18 protein-coding genes are annotated in these 20,802 nt (G+C 63.2%); 13 read left to right on the top strand and 5 right to left on the bottom strand.

Annotation, left to right across the window (positions count from 1 at the left end; genetic code table 11):
• Positions 1-16 precede the first annotated feature (16 nt).
• From ACVWYF_RS08040 to ACVWYF_RS08000, 9 genes are all read left to right on the top strand, one after another.
• Positions 17-1,297, top strand: a complete 1,281-nt coding sequence (locus tag ACVWYF_RS08040; RefSeq protein ID WP_457066417.1) for a hypothetical protein — start codon at positions 17-19, stop codon at positions 1,295-1,297.
• A 49-nt stretch (positions 1,298-1,346) separates the two neighbouring features.
• Positions 1,347-1,886 (top strand): 3-hydroxyanthranilate 3,4-dioxygenase, encoded by a 540-nt coding sequence (locus ACVWYF_RS08035; protein ID WP_457066415.1) that lies wholly within the window; start codon positions 1,347-1,349, stop codon positions 1,884-1,886.
• A 27-nt stretch (positions 1,887-1,913) separates the two neighbouring features.
• Positions 1,914-2,933, top strand: coding sequence for an amidohydrolase family protein (locus ACVWYF_RS08030; RefSeq protein ID WP_457066413.1), 1,020 nt, complete (start codon positions 1,914-1,916; stop codon positions 2,931-2,933).
• A 139-nt stretch (positions 2,934-3,072) separates the two neighbouring features.
• A complete protein-coding gene (locus ACVWYF_RS08025) occupies positions 3,073-4,548 on the top strand; it encodes a hypothetical protein (protein WP_457066411.1) in 1,476 nt (491 codons plus the stop codon).
• Between the two features lie 231 nt (positions 4,549-4,779).
• Entirely contained in the window at positions 4,780-5,343 is a 564-nt protein-coding gene (locus ACVWYF_RS08020) for a hypothetical protein (protein WP_457066409.1), read from the top strand.
• 27 nt (positions 5,344-5,370) lie between these two features.
• On the top strand, positions 5,371-6,708 hold the full coding sequence (locus ACVWYF_RS08015) for a hypothetical protein (protein ID WP_457066407.1): 1,338 nt from the start codon (positions 5,371-5,373) through the stop codon (positions 6,706-6,708).
• Positions 6,709-6,725: 17 nt separating this feature from the next.
• Entirely contained in the window at positions 6,726-7,988 is a 1,263-nt protein-coding gene (gene kynU / locus ACVWYF_RS08010; RefSeq protein WP_457066405.1) for a kynureninase, read from the top strand.
• A gap of 118 nt (positions 7,989-8,106) precedes the next feature.
• Positions 8,107-8,802, top strand: coding sequence for a hypothetical protein (locus tag ACVWYF_RS08005; protein ID WP_457066403.1), 696 nt, complete (start codon positions 8,107-8,109; stop codon positions 8,800-8,802).
• A gap of 60 nt (positions 8,803-8,862) precedes the next feature.
• Positions 8,863-9,462 carry an alpha-ketoglutarate-dependent dioxygenase AlkB family protein gene (locus tag ACVWYF_RS08000; protein WP_457066401.1) on the top strand — a complete coding sequence of 200 codons (600 nt, stop codon included), beginning with the start codon at positions 8,863-8,865 and terminating at the stop codon, positions 9,460-9,462.
• Positions 9,463-9,469: 7 nt separating this feature from the next.
• Here ACVWYF_RS08000 and ACVWYF_RS07995 read toward each other — a convergent pair whose 3' ends face one another.
• The 3 genes from ACVWYF_RS07995 to ACVWYF_RS07985 form a co-directional block, all read right to left on the bottom strand.
• The gene (locus ACVWYF_RS07995; RefSeq protein ID WP_457066399.1) at positions 9,470-9,682 is read right to left on the bottom strand and encodes a hypothetical protein; all 213 of its coding nucleotides are present in this window, start codon (positions 9,680-9,682) and stop codon (positions 9,470-9,472) included.
• Positions 9,683-9,881: 199 nt separating this feature from the next.
• Complete coding sequence (locus ACVWYF_RS07990; RefSeq protein WP_457066397.1) at positions 9,882-12,668, bottom strand: TonB-dependent receptor; 2,787 nt, start codon at positions 12,666-12,668, stop codon at positions 9,882-9,884.
• A gap of 117 nt (positions 12,669-12,785) precedes the next feature.
• On the bottom strand, positions 12,786-12,998 hold the full coding sequence (locus ACVWYF_RS07985; protein ID WP_457066395.1) for a hypothetical protein: 213 nt from the start codon (positions 12,996-12,998) through the stop codon (positions 12,786-12,788).
• A gap of 238 nt (positions 12,999-13,236) precedes the next feature.
• On the opposite strand from ACVWYF_RS07985, the gene ACVWYF_RS07980 reads away from it, so the two are divergent.
• Positions 13,237-14,616: an FAD-dependent oxidoreductase gene (locus tag ACVWYF_RS07980; protein WP_457066393.1), complete on the top strand. Its 1,380-nt coding sequence runs from the start codon at positions 13,237-13,239 to the stop codon at positions 14,614-14,616.
• A 24-nt stretch (positions 14,617-14,640) separates the two neighbouring features.
• On the opposite strand, the gene ACVWYF_RS07975 is transcribed toward ACVWYF_RS07980, so the two are convergent.
• Positions 14,641-15,057 (bottom strand): hypothetical protein, encoded by a 417-nt coding sequence (locus ACVWYF_RS07975; RefSeq protein ID WP_457066391.1) that lies wholly within the window; start codon positions 15,055-15,057, stop codon positions 14,641-14,643.
• Positions 15,058-15,260: 203 nt separating this feature from the next.
• Here ACVWYF_RS07975 and ACVWYF_RS07970 point away from each other — a divergent pair, with 203 nt between their 5' ends.
• Positions 15,261-15,971 (top strand): LytR/AlgR family response regulator transcription factor, encoded by a 711-nt coding sequence (locus ACVWYF_RS07970; protein WP_457066389.1) that lies wholly within the window; start codon positions 15,261-15,263, stop codon positions 15,969-15,971.
• Positions 15,972-16,017: 46 nt separating this feature from the next.
• On the opposite strand, the gene ACVWYF_RS07965 is transcribed toward ACVWYF_RS07970, so the two are convergent.
• Positions 16,018-16,650: a 3'-5' exonuclease gene (locus ACVWYF_RS07965; RefSeq protein ID WP_457066387.1), complete on the bottom strand. Its 633-nt coding sequence runs from the start codon at positions 16,648-16,650 to the stop codon at positions 16,018-16,020.
• 555 nt (positions 16,651-17,205) lie between these two features.
• On the opposite strand from ACVWYF_RS07965, the gene ACVWYF_RS07960 reads away from it, so the two are divergent.
• Both ACVWYF_RS07960 and ACVWYF_RS07955 read left to right on the top strand, forming a co-directional pair.
• A complete protein-coding gene (locus ACVWYF_RS07960) occupies positions 17,206-17,961 on the top strand; it encodes a hypothetical protein (protein ID WP_457066385.1) in 756 nt (251 codons plus the stop codon).
• A 60-nt stretch (positions 17,962-18,021) separates the two neighbouring features.
• A complete protein-coding gene (locus ACVWYF_RS07955; protein ID WP_457066383.1) occupies positions 18,022-20,796 on the top strand; it encodes a TonB-dependent receptor in 2,775 nt (924 codons plus the stop codon).
• Positions 20,797-20,802 lie beyond the last annotated feature (6 nt).

Raw genomic sequence — 20,802 nt, 5'->3', positions numbered from 1 at the left:
TTCTCGCTACCTCCCCATGTTTGCTTCCCTTTCCGTTTTAACGCCTGCCGTGGCCGCCGAGAGTCGTCCCGCCGGGCTTGCTTTTGGCCAATGCCTGGGCCGCACCCTGGCCTGGTGCGCGCTGCTGAGCGTGGCCGCCGTGCTGGTGAGCCAGTTCTTTCCGGCGGCGGGCGAGCTCACCCAGGCCACTTTCAGCCGCTGGGACGTTGAGCATTACCGCTACATCCGGGACCACGGCTACGACGTGCAGCGGACGGCTTTCTTTCCGCTGTTTCCCTTTTTGTGGCGGTGGCTGGCGGTGCCGCCCATTGCTATGGGCGTTATCAACCTCGGGCTTTTCGCCGTTGGGTTTGCCGGGCTGGCGTGGCAGTTTGCGTGGTCGGGGCGGCAGCAGGCGCTGCTGCTGGCGGTACCGTCGCTCGTGTTCATGGCGCTGCCGTACAGTGAGGCCGTTTTTTTTGTTAGCGGCGCGCTGGTGCTGGTGGGCCTGCGGCGCAATATCCTGGGGCTGTATTTTCTGGGCCTGCTGCTGAGCTGCGTGAGCCGCTCGGCGGCGTTTGTGCTGCTGCCCGCCGTGCTGGCGACCGAGTGGCTGGCCCCCGAAAGCCGGGACCGGGCCTTGGGCCGCACGGCGGCGGCAGCGGCGGCCACGCTGCTGGGGCTGGGCCTCAGCGTGGGGGTGCATTACTGGTACACGGGGCGGTGGTTTGTGTTTTTCGCGGCCCAGCGTTTGTGGAACAATCAGTTGCGTTGGCCGGCGCTGCCCTTGTCCAATTGGGGCGGGTCGTTTCCCACGCGCTACGAGGCCCCGGCCCTGCTCATCGGGCTGGGCTGCGCGGCCGGCCTGGTGGGGCTGGCCTACCGGCACTGGCGGCAGCCCCTGCCCGCCGCCGACCGGCCCGCCTTGTTTTCGCTGGCCTACGTGGCAGGCATCACGCTCATCACCCTGGCCACCAAGGGCGGCGAGCTGGTGAGCCTGAGCCGCTACGTGTACGCGACGCCTTATTTCCTGCTGCTGCTGGCGGAACTCACCGGCCGGCCGCGCCTTTCTACCCGGCAGCTGCTGGCGTTGTTTGGCCTGATGGAGCTGACCTGGCTGGGCCTGTTCGCGGCCTATGGTCACATCCGTACCTTGCTGGGCTTCACGCTGGTGAGTGGCGCGGTGCTGCTGTGGCTGGCCAATGCCCATTGCCACCCGCGCGTGCGCCGCTACGCCCTGCTGCCCACGGTGGCGGGCGGGGCGGCGCTGCTATTGGTTTTATTATTTCGTTTTTTACGCCACGAATGGGTGGCGTAGCCCCGCCGGCCCGTGCGTTGCCCCTTTTCCTCACTTTTCAGCCGCTCCCATGCCTGTCGCCCGCCCCTTCAACATCCAGCAGTGGATTGATGAACACCGCCATTTGCTGAAGCCCCCGGTGGGCAACCAGCAGGTTTTCAAGGACAACCAGGACTTCATTGTGATGGTGGTGGGCGGCCCCAATGCCCGCAAAGACTACCACGTAGATGCCGGCGAGGAGCTGTTCTGGCAAATGGAGGGCACGATGACCGTCAAAATCATCGAGGACGGGAAGCCGGTAGATATCACCATTGGGCCGGGCGAGATGTTTCTGCTGCCGCCCAATGTGCCGCACTCGCCGCGCCGCCCGGCGGGCACCGTGGGCCTGGTGCTGGAGCGCTACCGCACCACCGAGGAGCTGGACGGCTTCCAGTGGTACTGCGAAAACTGCGGCCACAAGCTGCACGAGGAATTTGCCCTCATCACCGACATCGTAGCCCAGCTGCCGCCCATCATGAATGCCTTTTGGGCCAATGACGACCTGCGGACCTGCAAAAACTGCGGCACCTACATAGAAGCGCCCGCGCCGGTTGCCCCAGCGGCCGAATAATAGTAGAACCCCATCTCCACCCGCGCTTTGCTGTCAATCGATATTCACACCCACATTCTGCCCGAGCGCTGGCCCGACCTGCACGAGCGGTATGGCTACGGCGGCTTCATCCGGCTCGACCACCACAAGCCCTGCTGCGCCCGCATGATGCAGGACGACAAGTTCTTCCGCGAAGTGCAGGACAATTGCTGGGACCCACAGGTGCGAATGCGTGAGTACGACCAGTTTGGCGTGCAGGTGCAGGTGCTAAGCACGGTGCCCGTGATGTTCAGCTACTGGGCCCAGCCGCTGGACTGCCTGGACCTCAGCCAGTTGCTCAACGACCACATTGCCGACGTGGTGCGGCGCTACCCCACCCGCTTCGTGGGCCTGGGCACCATCCCGATGCAAGCCCCGGCCCTGGCCATCCGGGAGCTGGAGCGCTGCATGAAAATTGGCCTGGCCGGTGTGCAGATTGGCTCCCACGTCAACGACTGGAACCTCGACGCGCCGGAGCTTTTCGAAATATTTGCCGCGGCCGAGGAGCTGGGGGCCTGCGTGTTTGTGCATCCCTGGGACATGATGGCCCAGCAGAAAATGCCCAAGTACTGGCTGCCCTGGCTAGTAGGGATGCCCGCCGAAAGCACCCTAGCCCTGTGCTCGCTGATATTCGGCGGGGTGCTGGAGCGCCTGCCCAACCTGCGCGTGGCCGTGGCCCACGGCGGCGGCTCGTTCGCCAGCACCATCGGGCGCATCGAGCACGGCTGGCAGGTGCGGCCGGATTTGTGCGCCATAGACAACCCCCACAACCCGCGCAAGTACCTGGGCAAGTTCTGGGTCGACTCCCTGGTACACGACCCGCTGATGCTGGAGTACCTGGTGAAAACGCTGGGGGCCGATAAAATCACCCTCGGCACCGACTACCCGTTTCCGCTGGGCGAGCTGGAGCCGGGACAATTGATTAAATCCATGCCGTTTTCGGACACGATAAAGCAGCAGATGCTGGGGCAGAATGCCTTGGACTGGCTGGGGCTGGCGCGGGAGCATTTTGGTTTCGGCTTGGGTTAGTGAAGCAAGGGCATCTCCCGTACCGGGCTTTCTAGTCGCACCATCACCGCTACCCGCTGCTGATTTAACAGTCTCATTGCGAAAGCGTTAGTATTACAAACAACTGATTATAAATAACTTGAATTTGCGACAAACGTTAATGCCTGACTACCCCTTGTTCGCCGCCCTGGTTCGCGCAGGCCGGCACCTCCAGCGCTGGGTTGCGGCCCACCCCGCCCTGTGTGCCGCCTTGGTGCTGTTCGCCAGCTTTTACCTGTACCTGACGGGGCAGTGGGCGATGGAGTTTCCTTACGATGCCGCTGACTATTGGCGGCTGGCCGGCAAGTACTATACGCGGGGCGATTTCTATTTCCTGGGCTTCGACGACCTGCTGCGGGGCTACCTTTTCCCCTTGCTCCTCACCCCACTGTTTCGGCTGGCGCAGCCCGAGGCGCTGCCTCCGATGGAGGTATTCCGGCCGGTGGGAGCGGCCATGGCCGCCCTCCTGTTTGGGGTGGTAGGGCCGGGGCTGTGGCGGGCCACGCAGGCGGCGGCCGGGCCGGTGCCGCTGGGCCGCCGGCTGGTATTTGGGGTGGTAGGGTTTGCGATATGGCACGACTATTTTAACTACCCGCTCACCGATTTTCCGGCCCTGCTGGCCCTGGCTGCCAGCCTATGGGCCGTGGCGGGAGGGCGCTCGGTGGGGCGCAGTCTAGTGGCGGGGGTGTTGGTGGCGGCGGCAGCCAATTTTCGGCCGGTATATGTGGCGGCCGTGCCGCTGGTGGGCCTGCTGGGGCTGTGGCCCCGCACCGGACAGCTGGCCGGGGCAGCCCGCACGGGGTGGGCCTTCGTGCGGGGCCTGGCATTTGTGGCCGGGCTGGCGGTCGTATGCTGGCCCCAGGCTGTCATCAACCGGGCGCATTTTGGAGTAAGCAGTCCGCTGGTGCTCACCACGCTGCCCAAGGCCCCCAGCCTGTACTTGGTGCAGCTCGGATGGGGTCTGAACTGTCGGAAGTACGAAACAAGTATCAGCCACGATTACCCTATTCCCCAACTGATTTTTACCGACCCCCGTGGGCAGGAAATATGGAATGCTACCGGCCTGACCGCGTTCACTTCTTATGGCCAGTACCTGGACCTTGCTGCCCACGAGCCACTGGGCATTTTGCGGGTATGGCTGGGCCATTTATTCAACGGGCTGGACGTGCAGTACCCCGAGCCGTACGTGCAGGCGGTGTACGTGCCTACCTGGAAGCTGGCCGCGCTGAACTACACCGTGCTGCTGGCCGGCATTGCCGTACTGGCGCTTCGGGCCGGGCGCGGGAGCTGGCGGCAGCATGGCCGGGCGGCAGCGGTGGCAGCCGGGCTGCTGCTGCCCTGCCTGGCCACGCTGCCAACAGCCATGGAGTGCCGGTTTCTGCTGCCGCTGCACCTGCTGCTGAGCGCGGCGGCGGTCTTCGGGGTATCGTTGGCGGGGCTGCGCCGCTACCCGGCGCGGCAGTGGGTAGTGGGCCTGCTGCTGTACGGGGGCGGGATGTTCGCCTTGTTTTCGCTGTCGGCCAACACCCAGCGCCGGCTACAGTATGGCCCGCGCGAGTTATTTGGCCCGTCCTCAGTTTCGCAGCAGTCCGAATAGCGGATTTTTTGCCTCTGCTTTCGACGATTGTCTTAATTTTTTCGCCGTTTCTTTCTGCTGCCCTCGGAGCGCTGGCCCCTGCCTGGGTGCCGGGCAGTGTTCCCCTTAATTGGGGCGGCGGGCCGGCCCGCCGCCCCGGCTATTGCTCCTACTTCCGCGGCACCCCGCCGGGCCCTCATACCTAGGGCCGCCCCGTTCCGTCCTTACCTTAGCGCCCCATTTCACGCTACCATGACTGTTTTTTACCAACGGATTAGGTCTTTACTGCCCAATCACCGGCCCGCACGTTTTGCCCTGGGCCTGCTGCTGGCCCTGAGCGCCGCCAGCGGGTGCCGCCCGGCCCCTGAGGCCGTGCCGGTGCTTCAGGATTTTGATTCGCTTGGCGGTTGGATTCCCAACGAGCCGGCCTGGCTCAGCACTGCCCAGGCGCACTCAGGCCAATATTCCTGCCTGGTTGCAGCTAACACAGAATATACGCCCCTCTTCAAAACTACCTTCGCGGGCATCGGCGAGCCGCGCCGCGTGCGGCTCCGCTCCTGGGCCTGGCTACCTCACCCCGGCCTGAAAGTGGCCCTGGTGCTTCTGGTGCGCCGGGGCAACGAGCAGCTTGTGTGGGAATCGCTGCCGCTGGGCCAGATTGTGCGCCGCTACCAGCAATGGGAACCGGCCGTGCGCGACATCACCCTCCCCAAGACGCTGGCCCCCGAAGATGAAGTCATCATCTACATCTGGCAGTCCAGCCCCGTGCGCGACAACCTGTATGTGGACGACATCCGGCTTGAGAAAATTCGTTAACCCGCACCGTAACTGCCTTTATTTCGAGTGAATAGCTATTCCTTTTCCAGCCGGCTGGCCCCCCTGCGGCGCGCCGGGCAGTGGCTGGCCGGCCGCCTGCACAACAACCCACCGCTGGCGGCCCTGCTCCTGCACGCGGGCCTGCTCACGGCCCTCTACTCGGCCCTGTACTGCTTCGGCTTCATCACCAAGCTACCCACCAACGACACCCTGCGTGCCTGGGATGTAGCTGACTTGCTGACGGTTAAAGACATTGGCTATGCCGACCCAACGCGCGGCTACAATGCCTTTTTCCCGCTGGTGCCGCTCATCTGGCGCTATGCCCATCTCGACCTGCTGCAATCGGCTTTGCTCAGTACCTCGGTGGCCGCCATTGGCATATACATCCTGGCCCGCGCCTTCGCCTTCAGCGGGCGGCAAACGCTGCTGGTGGCTTCGGCCCCGCTGCTCATGTTCACGCTGGTGCCTTACACCGAGGGGTTTTTCTTCTTTTTCGGGGCAATCCTGGTCAGCGGCCTGCATCGCAACCGCCTGGCGTTGACGCTGGTGGGGCTGCTGGGCTGCTGCCTCACGCGCTCGGCGGGCACGTTGTTTGTGCCGGCTTATTTGTTTGCCGAACTCCTGGCCTGGGGCAGCACCAACTCGGGCCGGCGCTTGCTGCTGAATTGGGTCACGGGGCTGCTGGCCATTGCCGCCAGCATCGGCGCGGTCATGATGCTGCAGCTGCGCGAAGGCGGCGATGCCCTGGCGTTCTACAAAGTGCATGACCTGTGGGGGCATAAGTTCGTGGTTCCCACCGATTTTCTGTACTCTTCGGCAGGGGTGCCCATGTTTTGGCTCGATGCCCTGGCGCTGCTGGTGAGCATGGTGGCCCTGGTGAGCTGCGCAGTGCTGGGGGTGCGCTGGCTGCGCCAGCGCTTATCCGGCCAGCCAACCACCGCGCCCTCCAAGGCCGTGCTGTTTGCGCTGGGCTACACGGCCGGGGCCGGGTTCTTCATCGTTTTTTATCAGGGCGGCGATTTGGTCGGTCTAAGCCGCTACCTGTTTGCCACGCCGTTTTGGGGCGCACTGCTGGCCTGGGCCTGGCAGGCCGAATGGTCTACGGCCCGCGTACTGTCCGTGCTGGGGGTGGCCCTGGTGGTGGTGGGCGGGCTGGCGGGCCTGCCGGGGCAGCTGGTCAATTTTGCGCCCGGCGAAGCGCTGTGGTTTTTTGGCCTGCTTGGCCTGTACCTGGCCTACTACTGGCTGGTGCGCCCTGACCGCTGCCGCTGGTACCGGGAAATAGCCACGGGCATGTATTTCCTTAACCTGTTCATGCTCTGCTTCATCCTGAACCTCTTCCTGAATGGGGTTTGGGTAAACTAGCTTCGATACAATCCTGTATGCTTCACGCCCACACCGCCCACCTCGACGCGACCGACCCGCTGGCCGCTTTCCGCCCGGAGTTTCACCTGCCGCCCGGCCCCGATGGCCGGCCCTGCGCCTACTTCTGCGGCAACTCGCTGGGCCTGATGCCCAAGGCTGCCCGCGCCGCCGCCGAGCAGGAGTTTGAAACCTGGGAGCGACTGGGCGTGGAAGGCCATTTTCAGGCTCCTTCGTTCTGGATGAATTTCCACGACACCCTCACCGAGGCCACGGCCCGGCTGGTGGGTGCGCGGCCCCTGGAAGTGGTGGTGATGAACAACCTGACCGTGAACCTGCACCTGCTGCTGGTCACGTTTTACCGCCCCACGGCCACGCGCTACAAGATTCTGATGGAGGGTGGCGCGTTCCCGTCGGACCAGTACGCCATCGAAAGCCAGGCCCGCCTGCACGGCCTCGACCCCCATGCCGCCATTGTGGAGCTGGTGCCGCGCCCCGGCGAGCACACCCTACGCACGGTGGACATCGAGGCCAAAATTGCGGAGCTGGGCGCCTCCCTGGCCACCGTCCTCATCGGCGGGGTGAACTACTACACCGGGCAGGCCTTCGATATGGCCGCCATTGCCCGGGCGGGCCATGCCGTGGGGGCCTACGTGGGCTTCGACCTGGCCCACGCCGCCGGCAACCTCAACCTGCGCCTGCACGACTGGGACGTGGACTTTGCCTGCTGGTGTACTTATAAGTACCTGAACTCCGGCCCCGGCGGCACCTCTGGCGTGTTTGTGCATGAGCGGTTTGCCAACCGGCCCGACCTCGTGCGGCTGGCCGGCTGGTGGGGCCACGATGCCTCGGTGCGCTTCCAGATGAAGAAAGGCTTCCGGCCCATGCCCGGCGCGGCCGGCTGGCAGCTCTCCAACGCCCAGATTTTCCCGATGGCCATCCACCGCGCCAGCCTCGACATCGTGGACCGGGCCGGCGGCATGGCCGCGTTGCGCCGCAAGAGTGAGCAGCTCACCGCCCGCCTCGAAAGCCTCATTCACGGCCTGGGCCTGCCCGCCAACAAGCTCGAAATCATCACGCCCGCTGACCCGGCCCAGCGCGGCTGCCAGCTCTCGGTGCTGGTGCATGAGCGCGGGCGCGAGCTGTTCGATTTCCTGGCCGCGCAGGGCATCATCGCCGACTGGCGCGAGCCCAATGTCATCCGCCTGGCACCCGTGCCGCTCTATAATTCGTTTGAGGACGTGGAGCGGGTGGGCGAAGCGCTGGCGCGCTTCTTCAGTTAAGAGTTAGGAGTTATGAGTTAGAACCGCCTTGCTACCGATGAATGCCAAGCCCCGTTTTCACTCAACAACTCCGATTTCCAACTCCTAACTTTTAACTAATAACTCTTAACTAGAAAAAATGGAAGATTACGCCGCCAAGATGCTGCTCAAGACCGACGCGGCCCTGCGCGAATACGTGACCGGCCATGTCCAGTACCGCGAGGCCGCCGTGCTGGCCGCCCTCGATGAGCTGCGCCGCCGGGACCAGCCCGCCCCCGAAGAAGCCGCCCTGCGCCCCGCCCTCGAAGCCGGGGCCGCCACCCAGCGCACCCTCGACGAAGCCGCCGAGGCCGACCGCCGCCGGGAGCTGCCGGCCGAAACCCTCGCGGCCCCGGAACCCGACGAAGCCGCCCCCACGCTGTATTCGCCGGTCACCATTGTGCTGTTTTCCATCCCGTTCACGCTGCTGGCGGGCGGCGTGCTGCTGGGCCTCAACCTGTGGCGGCTGGGCCGCAAGCGGGCTTTGCTGGCCCTGGTGTTTTTCGTCGGGGCCTACCTGCTGGCCGGCGTGCTGGCCCTGAGCTGGGCACTGCCCCGCTTTGGCCTGAGCCCGTGGTATGGGCCGCTATTCAACCTGCCCGCTATTCTGGCTTACGTGCTGTGGTTCTGGCCGCGCTACGTGGGGCAGCCGGTTTACCGCAACCGCAGCTGGCTGCCGCCGCTGCTGGTGTGCTTCGCCCTGGCCTACGGCGCGCAACGCTTCCAGTCCTATATGCTGAAGCAGCAGCCCAAGGAGGTGCAGCAGGAGTTTGAGCGCATGATGCCAAAACAGTAAAATTCGAACCAATCGACGGCCGCGTCTTGAAGGCGGGGCTATACGTTACGGGCGTTTCTTATGGCTCTCTCCCCGTTGCTCCTGCCCCAGGCCGAGCTGTCGTTCGACCCCGCTTTTCTGCCGGCGGCCGAGGCGGCGGCGCTACGCACGCAGCTCACCGCCGCAGTGGCCTGGGAGCAGCGGGCCATCCGCATTTTTGGGCAGGAAATTCCGCAGCCGCGCCTCACCGCATGGTACGGCGATGCGGAGGCCCGCTACACCTATTCGGGCCTGACCTGGGAGCCGCGCCCCTGGCTGCCCACCCTGCTGGCGCTGCGCCAGCGCCTCGAAGCCGCCGCCGGCACCCCATTCAACAGCGTGCTGCTGAATCTGTACCGCGACGGCCGCGACAGCATGGGCTGGCACGCCGACGATGAGCCGGAATTGGGTCCTGCGCCGGTCATTGCCTCGCTCAGCTTGGGGGCCACCCGGCGCTTCCGGCTGCGCGCCCGCGCCGGACTGGCCCACGCGCCCTTCGGCCTCGACCTGCCCAGCGGCAGCCTGCTCCTGATGCGCGGCCCCACCCAGCAGCACTGGCAGCACGCGTTGCCCAAAACCACCCGGCCCATCGGCCCGCGCCTCAACCTCACGTTTCGGTGGGTGGCGGGAGCAGCGGGCTAGTAGCGGGCTAGTAGCGGATATCCGGGTGGCCGTGCAGACGGGGGCAGTAGCCGTCGCCCACTTCGTAGCCGCTCATCCGAAAAACCGGGGTGGTAATGAGCTGAATGACTTTGGCACCGCCGGGCCGGGCGGCAGCGGGAGGTTCCTCGGCGGCGAAGAGCGAATCGAGCGACACAGCGGGCGGCTGAGCGGGGCGGCGGGAAGTAGCGGAACGAGGCATAAACAGGGCGGATAATAGCGGTGAGAGGCGCTGGTTAACTCAACCGTATTCAGCTGCTTGAGGCTGCGGCAGCCGGCCATTCGCAAGGAGCGTACCAGCATGGCCGTTAAGCGCCACAGTAGCCGCCGCCCATTATTCGGGACCCGCAAAAAAGCCCCAACCAGTTTCTGGTTGGGGCTTTCGGTCCGCAAGGTTTTTTCTACTTGATGTCGAACAGCAGCCCGAAGTAGCCGATGCGGCCGTAGCTGGGCGCGCCGTACACCTGCAGGTTGCCGGTGTCGAAGAGGTTGGTGACGCCGGCCTGCAGCGTGGTGTGCAGGGCCTTGAGGGTGTAGCCGAGCTGCGCATCCACGGTCTGGGCCGTGGGCACGGTGCCGGTGGCAAAGGTGGACTCGTACAGGAAGGTGTCGACCCAGCGGTAGTTCACATTGTAGCTCAGGGCGCGGTTCAGCAGTTGGCCATCGATGCCGAGGTTGAACTTGTTCTTCGGCGTGTTGAAGAACGACTGCGTGCCGGCCTTAAAGTCCTTCGTGATGAGCTCGTTGTAGCTGTAGTTGCCGTTCAGGGTGAGGCCGGGAGCAAAGGCGTAACTCAGCGTGATGCCGGCACCTTGGCTCTGCACGCGCTGGTCCACGTTAGCCGCAATCTGAATGATGCGCACGTTGCTGCCGGGCGCGTTGGTGGTAGCCAGCTCGACTGGCGCGGGGCGCGTGCCGTCGAGACGGCCCACAAAGTTCTGGGTGGCAATGAAGTTGTTGTACGTGCTGTAGAAGTAGTCCACGTCGATATACAGCTTCTTGAACAGCTCGGCGCGGTAGCCTACTTCGTAGCTGTTCACTTCTTCGAGGCGCAGCTTGTCGGCGTGGTACAGGTTAGCGGCATCGGCCGGCGACGCGCCCTTGAGCACGTCCAGCGTGTAGCCGTCGAAACCGTTGCGAACGTTGCCCAGCAGGAAGGCGCGGCCCACGTCTAGCTTGATGTACTGGTCGTTCTGCGTAGGAGCCCGGAAGGCGCGGCTGAAGCTGGCGCGGAAGTTCTGGAGCTTATCGGCCCCCGGCGAGTACACCACCGAAGCCCGGGGCGAAAATGCCGCGCCAAAGTTCTGAAACTGGTCGACGCGGCCAGCAGCAGCTAGCTTCAGGTGGCTGTCGAGCAGTGTTTTGGTGGCCTGGGCATAGGCTCCGTACTCGTAGTTTTTGATGCGGTCGCCGCCCTTGGTGTCCTCAAACAGGCTGCCATCCGAGCCCAGCAGGTACTGTCGGTAGGCCGCTCCCACGGTCAGGTCGGCAATGTTATTATTGTAGGTGTACTGTCCGCTGCCCTCGTTGAGGATGGAGCGGATGAACAGCCGCGCCCCCTGGCCCGGCGTCGGGTCGTGAATAATCTTATTGCGGGCATCGTTAAATTCCTTGCTGCCGGGTTGCAGCAGCGGCGCGTACTTACCGGCCTCCTGGCGGGCCGTCTGGGCCGCCAGGTCGGCGTTTTGACCGTTGGTGGTGTAAGCCGTGTTGTAGCGGCTGGCGTAAGTGCTGATGTACCGGGCACCGTAGCTCACGGGGCGGCCGGTGGCATCAACCTGCAGGATGGGGGCACCGCTGGCATCGTACCGGGCATTGCCGTTAGCATCGACCGCAATGGCCTGCTGCGCTTGCAGGAAAGCCCCCAGAAAACCCAGATTGTAGGAGCCATCCTGTTGCGCATCGCTCTTGCCCGAGAAGTCATGCGTGGTGAACCCGCGCACAAACCAGTTGCGGCCCTCCAACTGCACGCGCCCCTGATGGGCTCCGCCGTCCACGAACCGGTAGCGGCTGGCGCTCTGGTAGGAAGTGGTGGCGTTGGTGTATTTATAGTCTATCGTGGCCTTAATGCTGTTGGTGAGCAGCACCGCCAGGCTGGGCGCTACTTTGTAGGAATGCGTTTTGTTGTCGCCGGCCACCAGGTCGCCTTCGCTGAAGCCGGGCAGAAACACGGTTTTGTTGGCCAGCAGTGGGCCGGCGTAAATGGCACCGGGGGTGGTTGGACTACTGGAAAAGGTAGTGCCCACGTCGCCGTAGCGGCTCACCGCGTCGTAGCCTAGGTTGGAGCCGGCTGGGTTATTGGCCCGCTCAATCAGCGTCGAAGTCGCGTCCTGATTAGTGGCCAGGAAATCGGTGGCTACTGTGGCCCCGCCCGATATTTTGAACGCCACGCGGTCGCCGATTTTGGTGGCGTAGCGAAGCTGGCCATCCAGCAGGTCGCGGTTGCCGCCGCGCAGGCGCACGGTCAGGCCGGGGGCTTTGAAGGGGTCTTTCGAGTTGGTGAGCAGCACGCCGTTGAAGGCGTTGGCCCCGTAGAGGGCCGAGGCCGGGCCATGCACAATTTCCACGCTGGCCACATCCAACACCGGCGCGCCCAGCAGGTTGCCGAAGTAGCTGCTCAGGCTGGGTACCTGCGTATCCATGTAGTCCGAGAGCTGGATGACGCGCTCCGAGCGCGAGGAGTTGAAGCCCCGCGTACTGAAGCTGGTGGTGAGCAAGCTGGAGCTGCTCACGTCAATGCCTTTGAAGCGGCCGAGGCCGGCCACCAAATCGGGCGTGGTAATCTGCTCCACCTGGCGCTGGCGGAGCTTTTCCACCGTCACCGGCACCTGGCCGATGCTTTCCTCCACGCGGGAGGCCGCCACCACCACCTGGTCGAGCACGGCGCTGGGCCGCAGCGTTACCACCAGCGCGTTGTCAGGCTGGGCCAGGGTAATCATCTGCGTTTCATAGCCCACAAACGAGATGGACAAAACCTGTGGCCCCTTGGAAAAGTCCGCTTTTATCTGAAACTGACCTTCCTCGTTGGTACTACCGCCGTTGTAGGTGCCTTTGAAGAAAATAGTGGCCCCGGGTAGGGGCATTCCGGCCTCCGTTTGCACGGTGCCGCTGATGGTTTGAGGGACCTGGGCCCAGCTGCTCAGCGATAGCATCAGGCACAGCATAAGAAAGAAGTAACGTTGCTGCATTATTTGGGAATATTTGAAAATAGTATGCAAACCTACTACTTTTTCCCGAAACCATGCGCAGCATTCGCTTATTTTATTGTTTTAATAGTCGAGTTATTTAGCTTGATTAATAATCAGTTAGTACCTGATATCGGGATGGCCGCTTAGCTGCGGGTCGCCCTCGGCTCCTACCAGATAGCGGCCGACTTGCAGCATGAGGCTGATGGGAATCGGCGGCATCACCACCGGCTGCGTCCGCCGCCACGCCGCCAGGCTGGGCGCATGCCGGGCACCGGTTGCCAGGGGCAACACCGCAGTCCGCACCCGGGCCGTGCGACAGCGCCACCGCATGTATCCTGTTCGCTTGTACCGAAATCGAAAATGTGTCATAGCAAAAGTTGTTTTAGTTCTAGTTCGTCAAAGGTCCGACAACGGTTGCCTGCCGCGCAGATTTTACGACCAATCATAAACTTTAGGCGATGAATACAATTGATAGCCCGGTGGGTTTTTTGCGCTCGCCCGGCCAACCGCACCAGCCGTAGTAGCTTCGCCGTTGCTTCCTACCCACCCATATTTAAGCACTCCCCCTATGGCCACCCCTGCCCCCGCTCACCCCACCACCGAACGCCTTACCGTAATGGGAGCCGGGCTGGTGGGCTCCCTGTTGTCGCTGTACCTGGCCCGCCGCGGGCACGCGGTGGAAGTATTTGAGCGGCGGGGCGACCCGCGCCGGGCCGGCTTCCAGGAGGGCCGCTCCATCAACCTGGCCCTGTCGGACCGGGGCTGGAAGGCCCTGGGCGGCGTGGGCGTGGCCAACGACATCCGCCACGTCGGCATTCCGATGAGCGGCCGCGTGATGCACGACGTACACGGCAACCTCACCCGCCAGCCCTATGGGCACGACGGGCAGGCCATCTACTCCGTGAACCGGGGCCATCTCAACCGCCGCCTCCTCGACCTGGCCGAGGCCCAGACGGGCGTGACGTTCAATTTTGGCCAGCAGTGCCTCGGCATCGACCTCAAAGCCAAAGAGCTGCGCCTGCGCGACACCGAAACCCAGCAGGAGCGCAACGAGCCCTATACCCGCCTGTTTGGCACCGACGGGGCCTTCTCGGCGGTGCGCAGTGCCTTGCAGCGCACCGACCGGTTCGACTACTCGCAGGATTTTCTCGACTACGGCTACAAGGAGCTCACCATTGCGGCCGGGCCGGGCGGCGCGTGGCAGCTGGAGAAAAACGCGCTCCACATCTGGCCGCGCGGGCAGTACCTTATGATTGCGCTGCCCAACTTCGACGGCTCCTTCAACGCCACGCTGTTTTTTCCCTACGAAGGCCCCGAGAGCTTCGCCGCCCTGCAAACGCCGGCCGATGTCACGGCCTTTTTCGACCGCGTATTTCCCGATGCCGTGCCGCTCATGCCGTCCCTCACGGAGGAGTTCTTTGCGCATCCCACGGGCTCATTGCTCACCATCAAGTGTTTCCCGTGGAAGTACGACGACGACGTGCTACTGCTCGGCGATGCGGCGCACGCCATTGTGCCCTTCTACGGCCAGGGCATGAACTCCGGCTTCGAGGACTGCACGGTGCTCAACGCGCTGTTTGACCGGTACGGCGACTCGGCCTGGGACACCATTTTTGCCGAGTTTCAGGCCGAGCGCAAGCCCAACAACGACGCCATGGCCAACCTGGCCCTCTACAACTTCGTGGAAATGCGCGACCGCGTGGCCGACCCCGGCTTTCTGCTCCAGAAGAAGATTGAGGCGAAAATCTCGGGCCAGTTTCCTGGTCAGTGGGTGCCGCTGTACTCGCAGGTCACCTTCTCCGATACGCCCTACGCCGAGGCCTGGGCCGCCGGCCAGCGCCAGGATGCCATCATGGCCCGCCTCATGCCCCACATTCAGGCCGAGGCCGACTACGACCAGCCGGCAGTGCAGGCCCTGGTGCAGCAGGAAATGGCCGCCCGTCATTAGCCCTGCGGCTTCATTGCCAGGCTTTTAACGCAAAGCCAGCCCGTAGCCGTCGAGTGGCAGCAGGGTATCCATCAGGTGCTGGCAGAGGCCGGCGTAGGCGTCGCGCTGGCTGGGAGCCAGCACGCGCCGCACGGCTTGCCGGTACTGGTGCCGGGCTTCGGCGGTGTCGGCGGCGGTCACGGCCAAGGACAGGGCCTGAAATTTGGCGGCAGTATAGGCCTGCACGGCATGCTGTTGGGCATTATTGAGCACCAAGGCATCGGCAAGAAATCTACTGACGCGCCGGGCTTCGTACAGCTGTCCGGAGAAGCCCGGGGCGGGTGCTTCATTGCGGGCTTCGGCCTGCGCCATGGTGAGCGGCTTGGGGTGGCCGGCCGCCCGGGCTCCGGCAACGCTCACCCATCCCATCAAAATCAATCCAAGCGTACGCGTCCAATTCATAACCAGAAAGCTGAAGCGGCTATTCACATAGCGGCTTTATTTATTGCGTTTTATAGTTTTCAAAACTAACCCGCACTGTTTTCAGTAGCTTATACTTTCGGGTGATTGCCGTGTTTTGCCCCCTGAGTGGTTACTTTATATCGGCGAAGAATTTGATATCCCAGCCCAATATCCTGATTCACGCTCTTTTCTCTGCTTCTTCTATGATGACCTGCGCTATTATCGACGACGACGAAATCAACCGCCTCACGCTGGAGCATTACGTCGAGCTCACGCCCAATCTGAAGCTGGTGGCCTCGTTGGCCGATGGCATCGCCGGGCTCACGTTTTTCCGCGAAGGCCACAAAGTCGACGTGCTGTTTCTGGATATTGAGATGCCGCACCTCAGCGGCCTGGAGCTGCTGCGGGTGCTCTCCGACCCGCCCGAGGTCATCATTACCACTGCCCGGCAGGATTTTGCCGTCGATGCGTTCGAGCTGCGCGTGACCGACTACCTGGTGAAACCGTTTGACTTTGCCCGCTTCACGCAGGCCGTGCAGCGCGTGGCTTCGCGCCGGGTTCCGGCGGTCGCCGCCGCCGCGCCCGAGGCTCCCACCAGCGCCGACCTGTTTGTGAAGGTGAACAGCCGCATGGTGCGTATCAATTTCGATGACGTGCTGTACGTGGAAGCCCTGTCGGATTACGTCAACATCGTGACGCCCAAACACAAGTACATTGTGTACACCACGCTCAAGGCGCTGGAAACCCGGCTGGGGACGTTCCCGAATTTTATGCGGGTGCATCGCAGCTACTTGCTCAATACCCAGCACATCGAGTCCATCGAGGACAACACGGCCAACCTGAGCGGCGGCCACTTCGTGCCCATTGGCAAGTCGTACCAGGAAGCCTTTTTCAAGGGCTTGCAGCGCATTTAGAGCGGCTTCCAAGTTCGCGCTACTGTACAGCGTTATGCAAACTGCTCTAAGCCTCTTCGGGCGTTTCGGGCAGTCCGACTTCGAAAATCGGCACCTGCTTGTAAACCGGCAGTTCGTAGAAGGGCCGGAGCAGGCGCACCACGTCGAGGGCATCGGCCAGGGCTTCGTGGGCTACTTCGCGCTCCAGCCCCGCCCGCGCCTTGCAGATGCTCATGCTGGGCAGGCGCGAGTCTTTACGCCAGTTGAGGTAGAAGGCGGCCGGGTCGAGCATGGCGGGCTCGGCACGCACGAGGGTGCCCCAGCCGGGCAGCTCCCGCAGAAAGCCGAGGTCGAAAACCCCGATGTTTTTGCCGGCCATGGTCACCGAAACACAGTCGTGCTTATCGGGCCGGAAGCCGTGTCGTAGCAGAAACTCGCGCAATTGCGGTAGCAGCTCGGCAGGCGTACACAGCTCGGGGTTGGGCTCTTTTTGGGCCAGTTCCTCGAACAGGCGGGCGTTGAGGGCAATGGCTCCGGCGGTGCCCGCGTACTCCGGGTGGCGCACCACCCGCCGAAAGGCCGGCAACTCATTGAGCGGCAGCGGGTGGCGACTGTCTTCCACCACGGCAGCCAGTTCCAGGATTTGGTGGCGGGCGGGGTTCGAGCCGGAGGTTTCGAGGTCGAGGGAAACGTAGCGCATGGGGGGAGTGTACGGAAGCGGCGGGCCGGGCGGCGGGCTTGGCGGGTAATTAGGACCGGGCCGGCTGCCGCACTCCTTCAATGGGCCGGGGCATCGGCGGCGCTTCGGCTCCTGTTCCGCAGAACGGGATTAAAAAAATGCGAACGAATTGCGGGCAGCAAAAATACCGGACTGGCCAGCCCACAATTTTACCGCCTCCAATTCGTTCGCATTCAGGCAAAACGCACTCGACGGGATTGGGGACTCAGCAGTTGGATTGCTGCCAATGAATAATTAATGGCTCCGCACGGGCACGCACGATGGCCTTTGGAGGCTCCCTCATCGGCCATTCGTTATCTTCGGCTTTTAGGTTGATACTGTAGTCGCTACCCCGATGTGCATTTCAGCCGGTTGCCTTTCCTCCCCTGCTTTTTTTGCGTCGTTGCACGCCCGCTCCCCTCCTCCGGCCACCACCGTGCGCCGAGACCGGGCAGGCCATGTTCTTTCGCCTCCTTCCCTTCGCGTTCCGGGTGCCTGCGTGGCGGCCCGGGCCACGGTGCCACCCTTTCTCAAACCATGAAAACACGCTACATTTCCTTGCTTGCGCTTCTGGGCCTGCTGGGGCGCGGTGCCCTGGCCCAGCAGCGCCCGGCACCCGAGCCCCTAACAGCGGCCGTGGAAGCCGCCAAAGCCCGGTACAACCAGTCCTTTGTGGGGCCGCCACAACTCTACAACGGGCCGGAGTACGTGGACTATTCCCTGCGCTACCATGCCCGCACCGGCCACCAGTTTTTTTCCACGCCGGAGAAAACGGCCGGTAGCGTGTACTACAACGACCATTATTTCCCCAACCTGCGGCTGGCCTACGATGTAGTGCTGGAGCAGGTGGTAATCACGCAGCCGACCAGCCCGCTCAACCTGCGGCTCATCAACGAGCAGGTGCGCGAGTTCACCCTTGACTACCACCACTTTGTGCGGCTGGTGGCGGATAGCAGCACCAGCCGGGTGATTAGCACGGGCTTCTACGAGCTGCTGGTGGACGACAGCCAATTGCAGCTGCTGGCCAAGCGCGCCAAGAACCTGCAGGAGGTGCCGGCCCAAGGCTTCCTCAACGTGGAGTTTCTCACGGCCGATAAGTTCTTTCTGCAAAAGGCGGGGGTTTACACGCCCATCAATAGCAAAAGCGCCATTTTGCGGGCCTTTGCCGACCATAAGAAAGAAGTGCAACAGCACATCAGGGAGAAAGGCCTGCGCTTCGGTAAGGCCGATTTCGATGCTTCCGCGGTGCATCTGGCCCTCTACTACGTGGGCCTGCTGCCGCCCCCGCAATAAAACGGCGGCCGTGGCCCGTTCCTCTTCCCCAATAGCCTTCCCGTCCTTTTTTCCTTTTCGATGAAGCAAGCGTATACCCTGATGCTGCTGGTGTTTTTCGGCCTGCTGGCGTTGCCCGGTCACGGGCAGCAGCAACCGCCCAAACTGGTGAGCGGCACATTCACCCACACGCCGTTCGGGCAGTTTGTGGGCCAGGTGGAGGCCCAGACGGGCCTGCATTTTTACTATGACCCGGCGGCCGTCGACAGCCTGTTTGTGACGGTGCAGGCCCAGCGCCAGCCCGTAGCCACGGTGCTGGAGCAGGCCCTGCTGAACACGAAATTCCGCTTCACCACCAACGACGAGGGCCGGGTATTCGTGTACCAGGGCCGGGCCATTGAGCCAATGGTGATGGCCGACTTTCTCAGTCCCCAGCCGGTGGAAGCCACCGATGTGGCCGTGCGCCCCGACAACAATGACCTGCCGGCCACGCCCACCGGCCGCTCGCGCTACGTGAGCGCGGCCGAGTACAAGGTGTACGAGATTGGCAGCGGCGGCACGGGCCGGGCCACGCTGGCCGGCCACCTGCGCGACCTGAAGTCGGGCGAGCCGGTGATTGGCGCGTCCATCTACTCCGAAGTGCCCAACGTGGGGGCCAGCACCGACCAGTTTGGCTCCTACTCCCTCACGCTGCCCCTGGGCCGCTACGACCTGAAAGTGCGGGGCGTGGGCATCAAGAACACTGTGCGCAAGGTAGTGCTGCGCGGCAACGGCAAGCTGGAGATTGAGGTGGAGGAAGACATTGTGACCCTGAAGGAAGTGGTGATTGAGGCTGAAAAGGACAAGAACGTGTCGGGCATGCAGATGGGCCTGGAGAAGATTGACATCAAGACCATGAAGCAGGTGCCCACGGCCTTCGGCGAAACCGATTTGCTGCGGGTGGTGCTCACGCTGCCGGGCGTGAAATCGGTGGGCGAGGGCAGCACGGGCCTCAACGTGCGCGGCGGCGCTACGGACCAGAACCTGATTCTGTTCAACGACGCGACGCTGTATAATCCGTCGCACTTATTCGGCTTTTTCTCGGCTTTCAACCCCGACATTCTGCAGTCGGTGGAGCTGTATAAAAGCGCCATTCCGGCCAAGTACGGCGGGCGGCTGTCGTCGGTGCTGGACATTACGACCCGCGAGGGCAACAAGAAGAAGTTTGCCGGCTCGGGCGGCATCGGGCCGCTCACCAGCCGCCTCACGCTGGAAGGGCCGCTGGTGAAGGACAAAAGCGCCTTCATCGTGAGCGGGCGCGCCAGCTACTCCGACTGGATTTTGAAACAGCTGAACGACAAGAACTTTGCCCAAAGTTCGGCCGCGTTCTATGACTTCACGGCCTACGTCAGCCACGAGTTCAACGACAAAAACTCGCTGTATGCCACGGCCTACATGAGCTCGGACCGGTTCCGGCTGGCCAGCGACACCACCTACCACTACCTCAACCAGACGGCCAGCCTGAAGTGGCGGCACACCTTCACCAACAAGTTTTACGGGGTGCTGACTGGCGCGTACAGCCACTATGACTACAACATCAGCAGCACTGGCAACAAGGTGAATGCTTACGAGTTAAAGTACAGCATTGACCAGCCGGCGCTGCGGGCCGATTTCAGCTTTTTTCCCAACTCCCGGCACACGGTGGACTTTGGGGTGAGCTCGCAGCTCTACCGCATTGCGCCGGGCAGCTTCACGCCGGTGGGTCCCGAGTCGCTGGTGATGCCCAACGTGCTGCCCCGCGAGCAGGGCCTGGAAAGCGCCCTGTACGCCTCCGACCGGTTCGATATCACCACCCGCTTTTCGCTGAGCCTGGGGCTGCGCTACTCGCTGTACCAGGCCCTGGGCCCGCGCGACGTGTACCAGTACGCTCCTGGCGAGTCGCGCACCGAAAACAGCCTGCTCGACACCCTGCACTACGCTTCGGGCAAAACCGTGGCCACGTACCACGGCCCGGAATACCGCCTCTCGGCGCGGTACTCGCTCAACGACCGGTCGTCGGTGAAGGCGAGCTACACCCGCACCCGCCAGTACATTCACCAGCTCACGAACACGGCCTCGGTGTCGCCCACCGACATCTGGAAGCTGAGCGACGGCAACGTGCGCCCCCAGATTGGCGACCAGGTTTCGGTGGGGTATTACCGCAACTTCAAGTCGAACACCATTGAGGCCTCTATTGAGACGTACTACAAGTCGCTGCGCGATTTTGTGGACTACAAGAGTGGGGCCACGCTGGTGCTCAACCGGCACATCGAAACCGACATCATCAATGCCCAGGGCAAAGCCTATGGCGTCGAGGTATTTGTGAAGAAGCTGACGGGCAAGATTAACGGCTGGGTAAGCTACACCTACTCCCGCTCGCTGGTGCGGGCCAACGCCGGCACGCCGGCCGACATCATCAACGGCGGCGCTTACTACCCCAGCAACTTCGACAAGCCCCACGATTTTACGATGGTGGGCAACTACCGCTTCAGCCGGCGCTTCAGCTCCTCGCTCAACTTCACCTACAGCACGGGCCGGCCCATCACGCTGCCCCTGGCCGAGTACTACGTGGGCAACTCGCTGCGCGTGTACTACTCGGACCGCAACGCCTACCGCGTGCCCGACTACTACCGCGTGGACCTGGCCCTGAACATTGAGGGCAGCCACAAGGTGAAGAAGCTGGCCCACAGCTCCTGGACGCTGGGCGTGTACAACCTCACCGGCCGCCGCAACCCGTACTCCATCTACTTCAAGGCGGTGAACGGGCAGATTAAGGGGTACCAGTTGTCCATCTTCGGCCAGCCCATCCCCACGGTAACTTATAACTTCAAATTCTAGCCTGCC

The organism is Hymenobacter sp. UYAg731, from assembly GCF_054061335.1.
This window is presented reverse-complemented; position numbering and strand designations above follow the sequence as displayed.

Coding starts and splice junctions, on each gene's coding strand:
- ACVWYF_RS08040 (WP_457066417.1), top strand. CDS start 17: ATGTTTGCTTCCCTTTCCGTTTTAACGCCTGCCGTGGCCGCCGAGAGT.
- ACVWYF_RS08035 (WP_457066415.1), top strand. CDS start 1,347: ATGCCTGTCGCCCGCCCCTTCAACATCCAGCAGTGGATTGATGAACAC.
- ACVWYF_RS08025 (WP_457066411.1), top strand. CDS start 3,073: ATGCCTGACTACCCCTTGTTCGCCGCCCTGGTTCGCGCAGGCCGGCAC.
- ACVWYF_RS08020 (WP_457066409.1), top strand. CDS start 4,780: ATGACTGTTTTTTACCAACGGATTAGGTCTTTACTGCCCAATCACCGG.
- kynU (WP_457066405.1), top strand. CDS start 6,726: ATGCTTCACGCCCACACCGCCCACCTCGACGCGACCGACCCGCTGGCC.
- ACVWYF_RS08005 (WP_457066403.1), top strand. CDS start 8,107: ATGGAAGATTACGCCGCCAAGATGCTGCTCAAGACCGACGCGGCCCTG.
- ACVWYF_RS08000 (WP_457066401.1), top strand. CDS start 8,863: ATGGCTCTCTCCCCGTTGCTCCTGCCCCAGGCCGAGCTGTCGTTCGAC.
- ACVWYF_RS07995 (WP_457066399.1), bottom strand. CDS start 9,682: ATGCCTCGTTCCGCTACTTCCCGCCGCCCCGCTCAGCCGCCCGCTGTG.
- ACVWYF_RS07990 (WP_457066397.1), bottom strand. CDS start 12,668: ATGCAGCAACGTTACTTCTTTCTTATGCTGTGCCTGATGCTATCGCTG.
- ACVWYF_RS07985 (WP_457066395.1), bottom strand. CDS start 12,998: ATGCGGTGGCGCTGTCGCACGGCCCGGGTGCGGACTGCGGTGTTGCCC.
- ACVWYF_RS07980 (WP_457066393.1), top strand. CDS start 13,237: ATGGCCACCCCTGCCCCCGCTCACCCCACCACCGAACGCCTTACCGTA.
- ACVWYF_RS07975 (WP_457066391.1), bottom strand. CDS start 15,057: ATGAATTGGACGCGTACGCTTGGATTGATTTTGATGGGATGGGTGAGC.
- ACVWYF_RS07970 (WP_457066389.1), top strand. CDS start 15,261: ATGATGACCTGCGCTATTATCGACGACGACGAAATCAACCGCCTCACG.
- ACVWYF_RS07965 (WP_457066387.1), bottom strand. CDS start 16,650: ATGCGCTACGTTTCCCTCGACCTCGAAACCTCCGGCTCGAACCCCGCC.
- ACVWYF_RS07960 (WP_457066385.1), top strand. CDS start 17,206: ATGAAAACACGCTACATTTCCTTGCTTGCGCTTCTGGGCCTGCTGGGG.
- ACVWYF_RS07955 (WP_457066383.1), top strand. CDS start 18,022: ATGAAGCAAGCGTATACCCTGATGCTGCTGGTGTTTTTCGGCCTGCTG.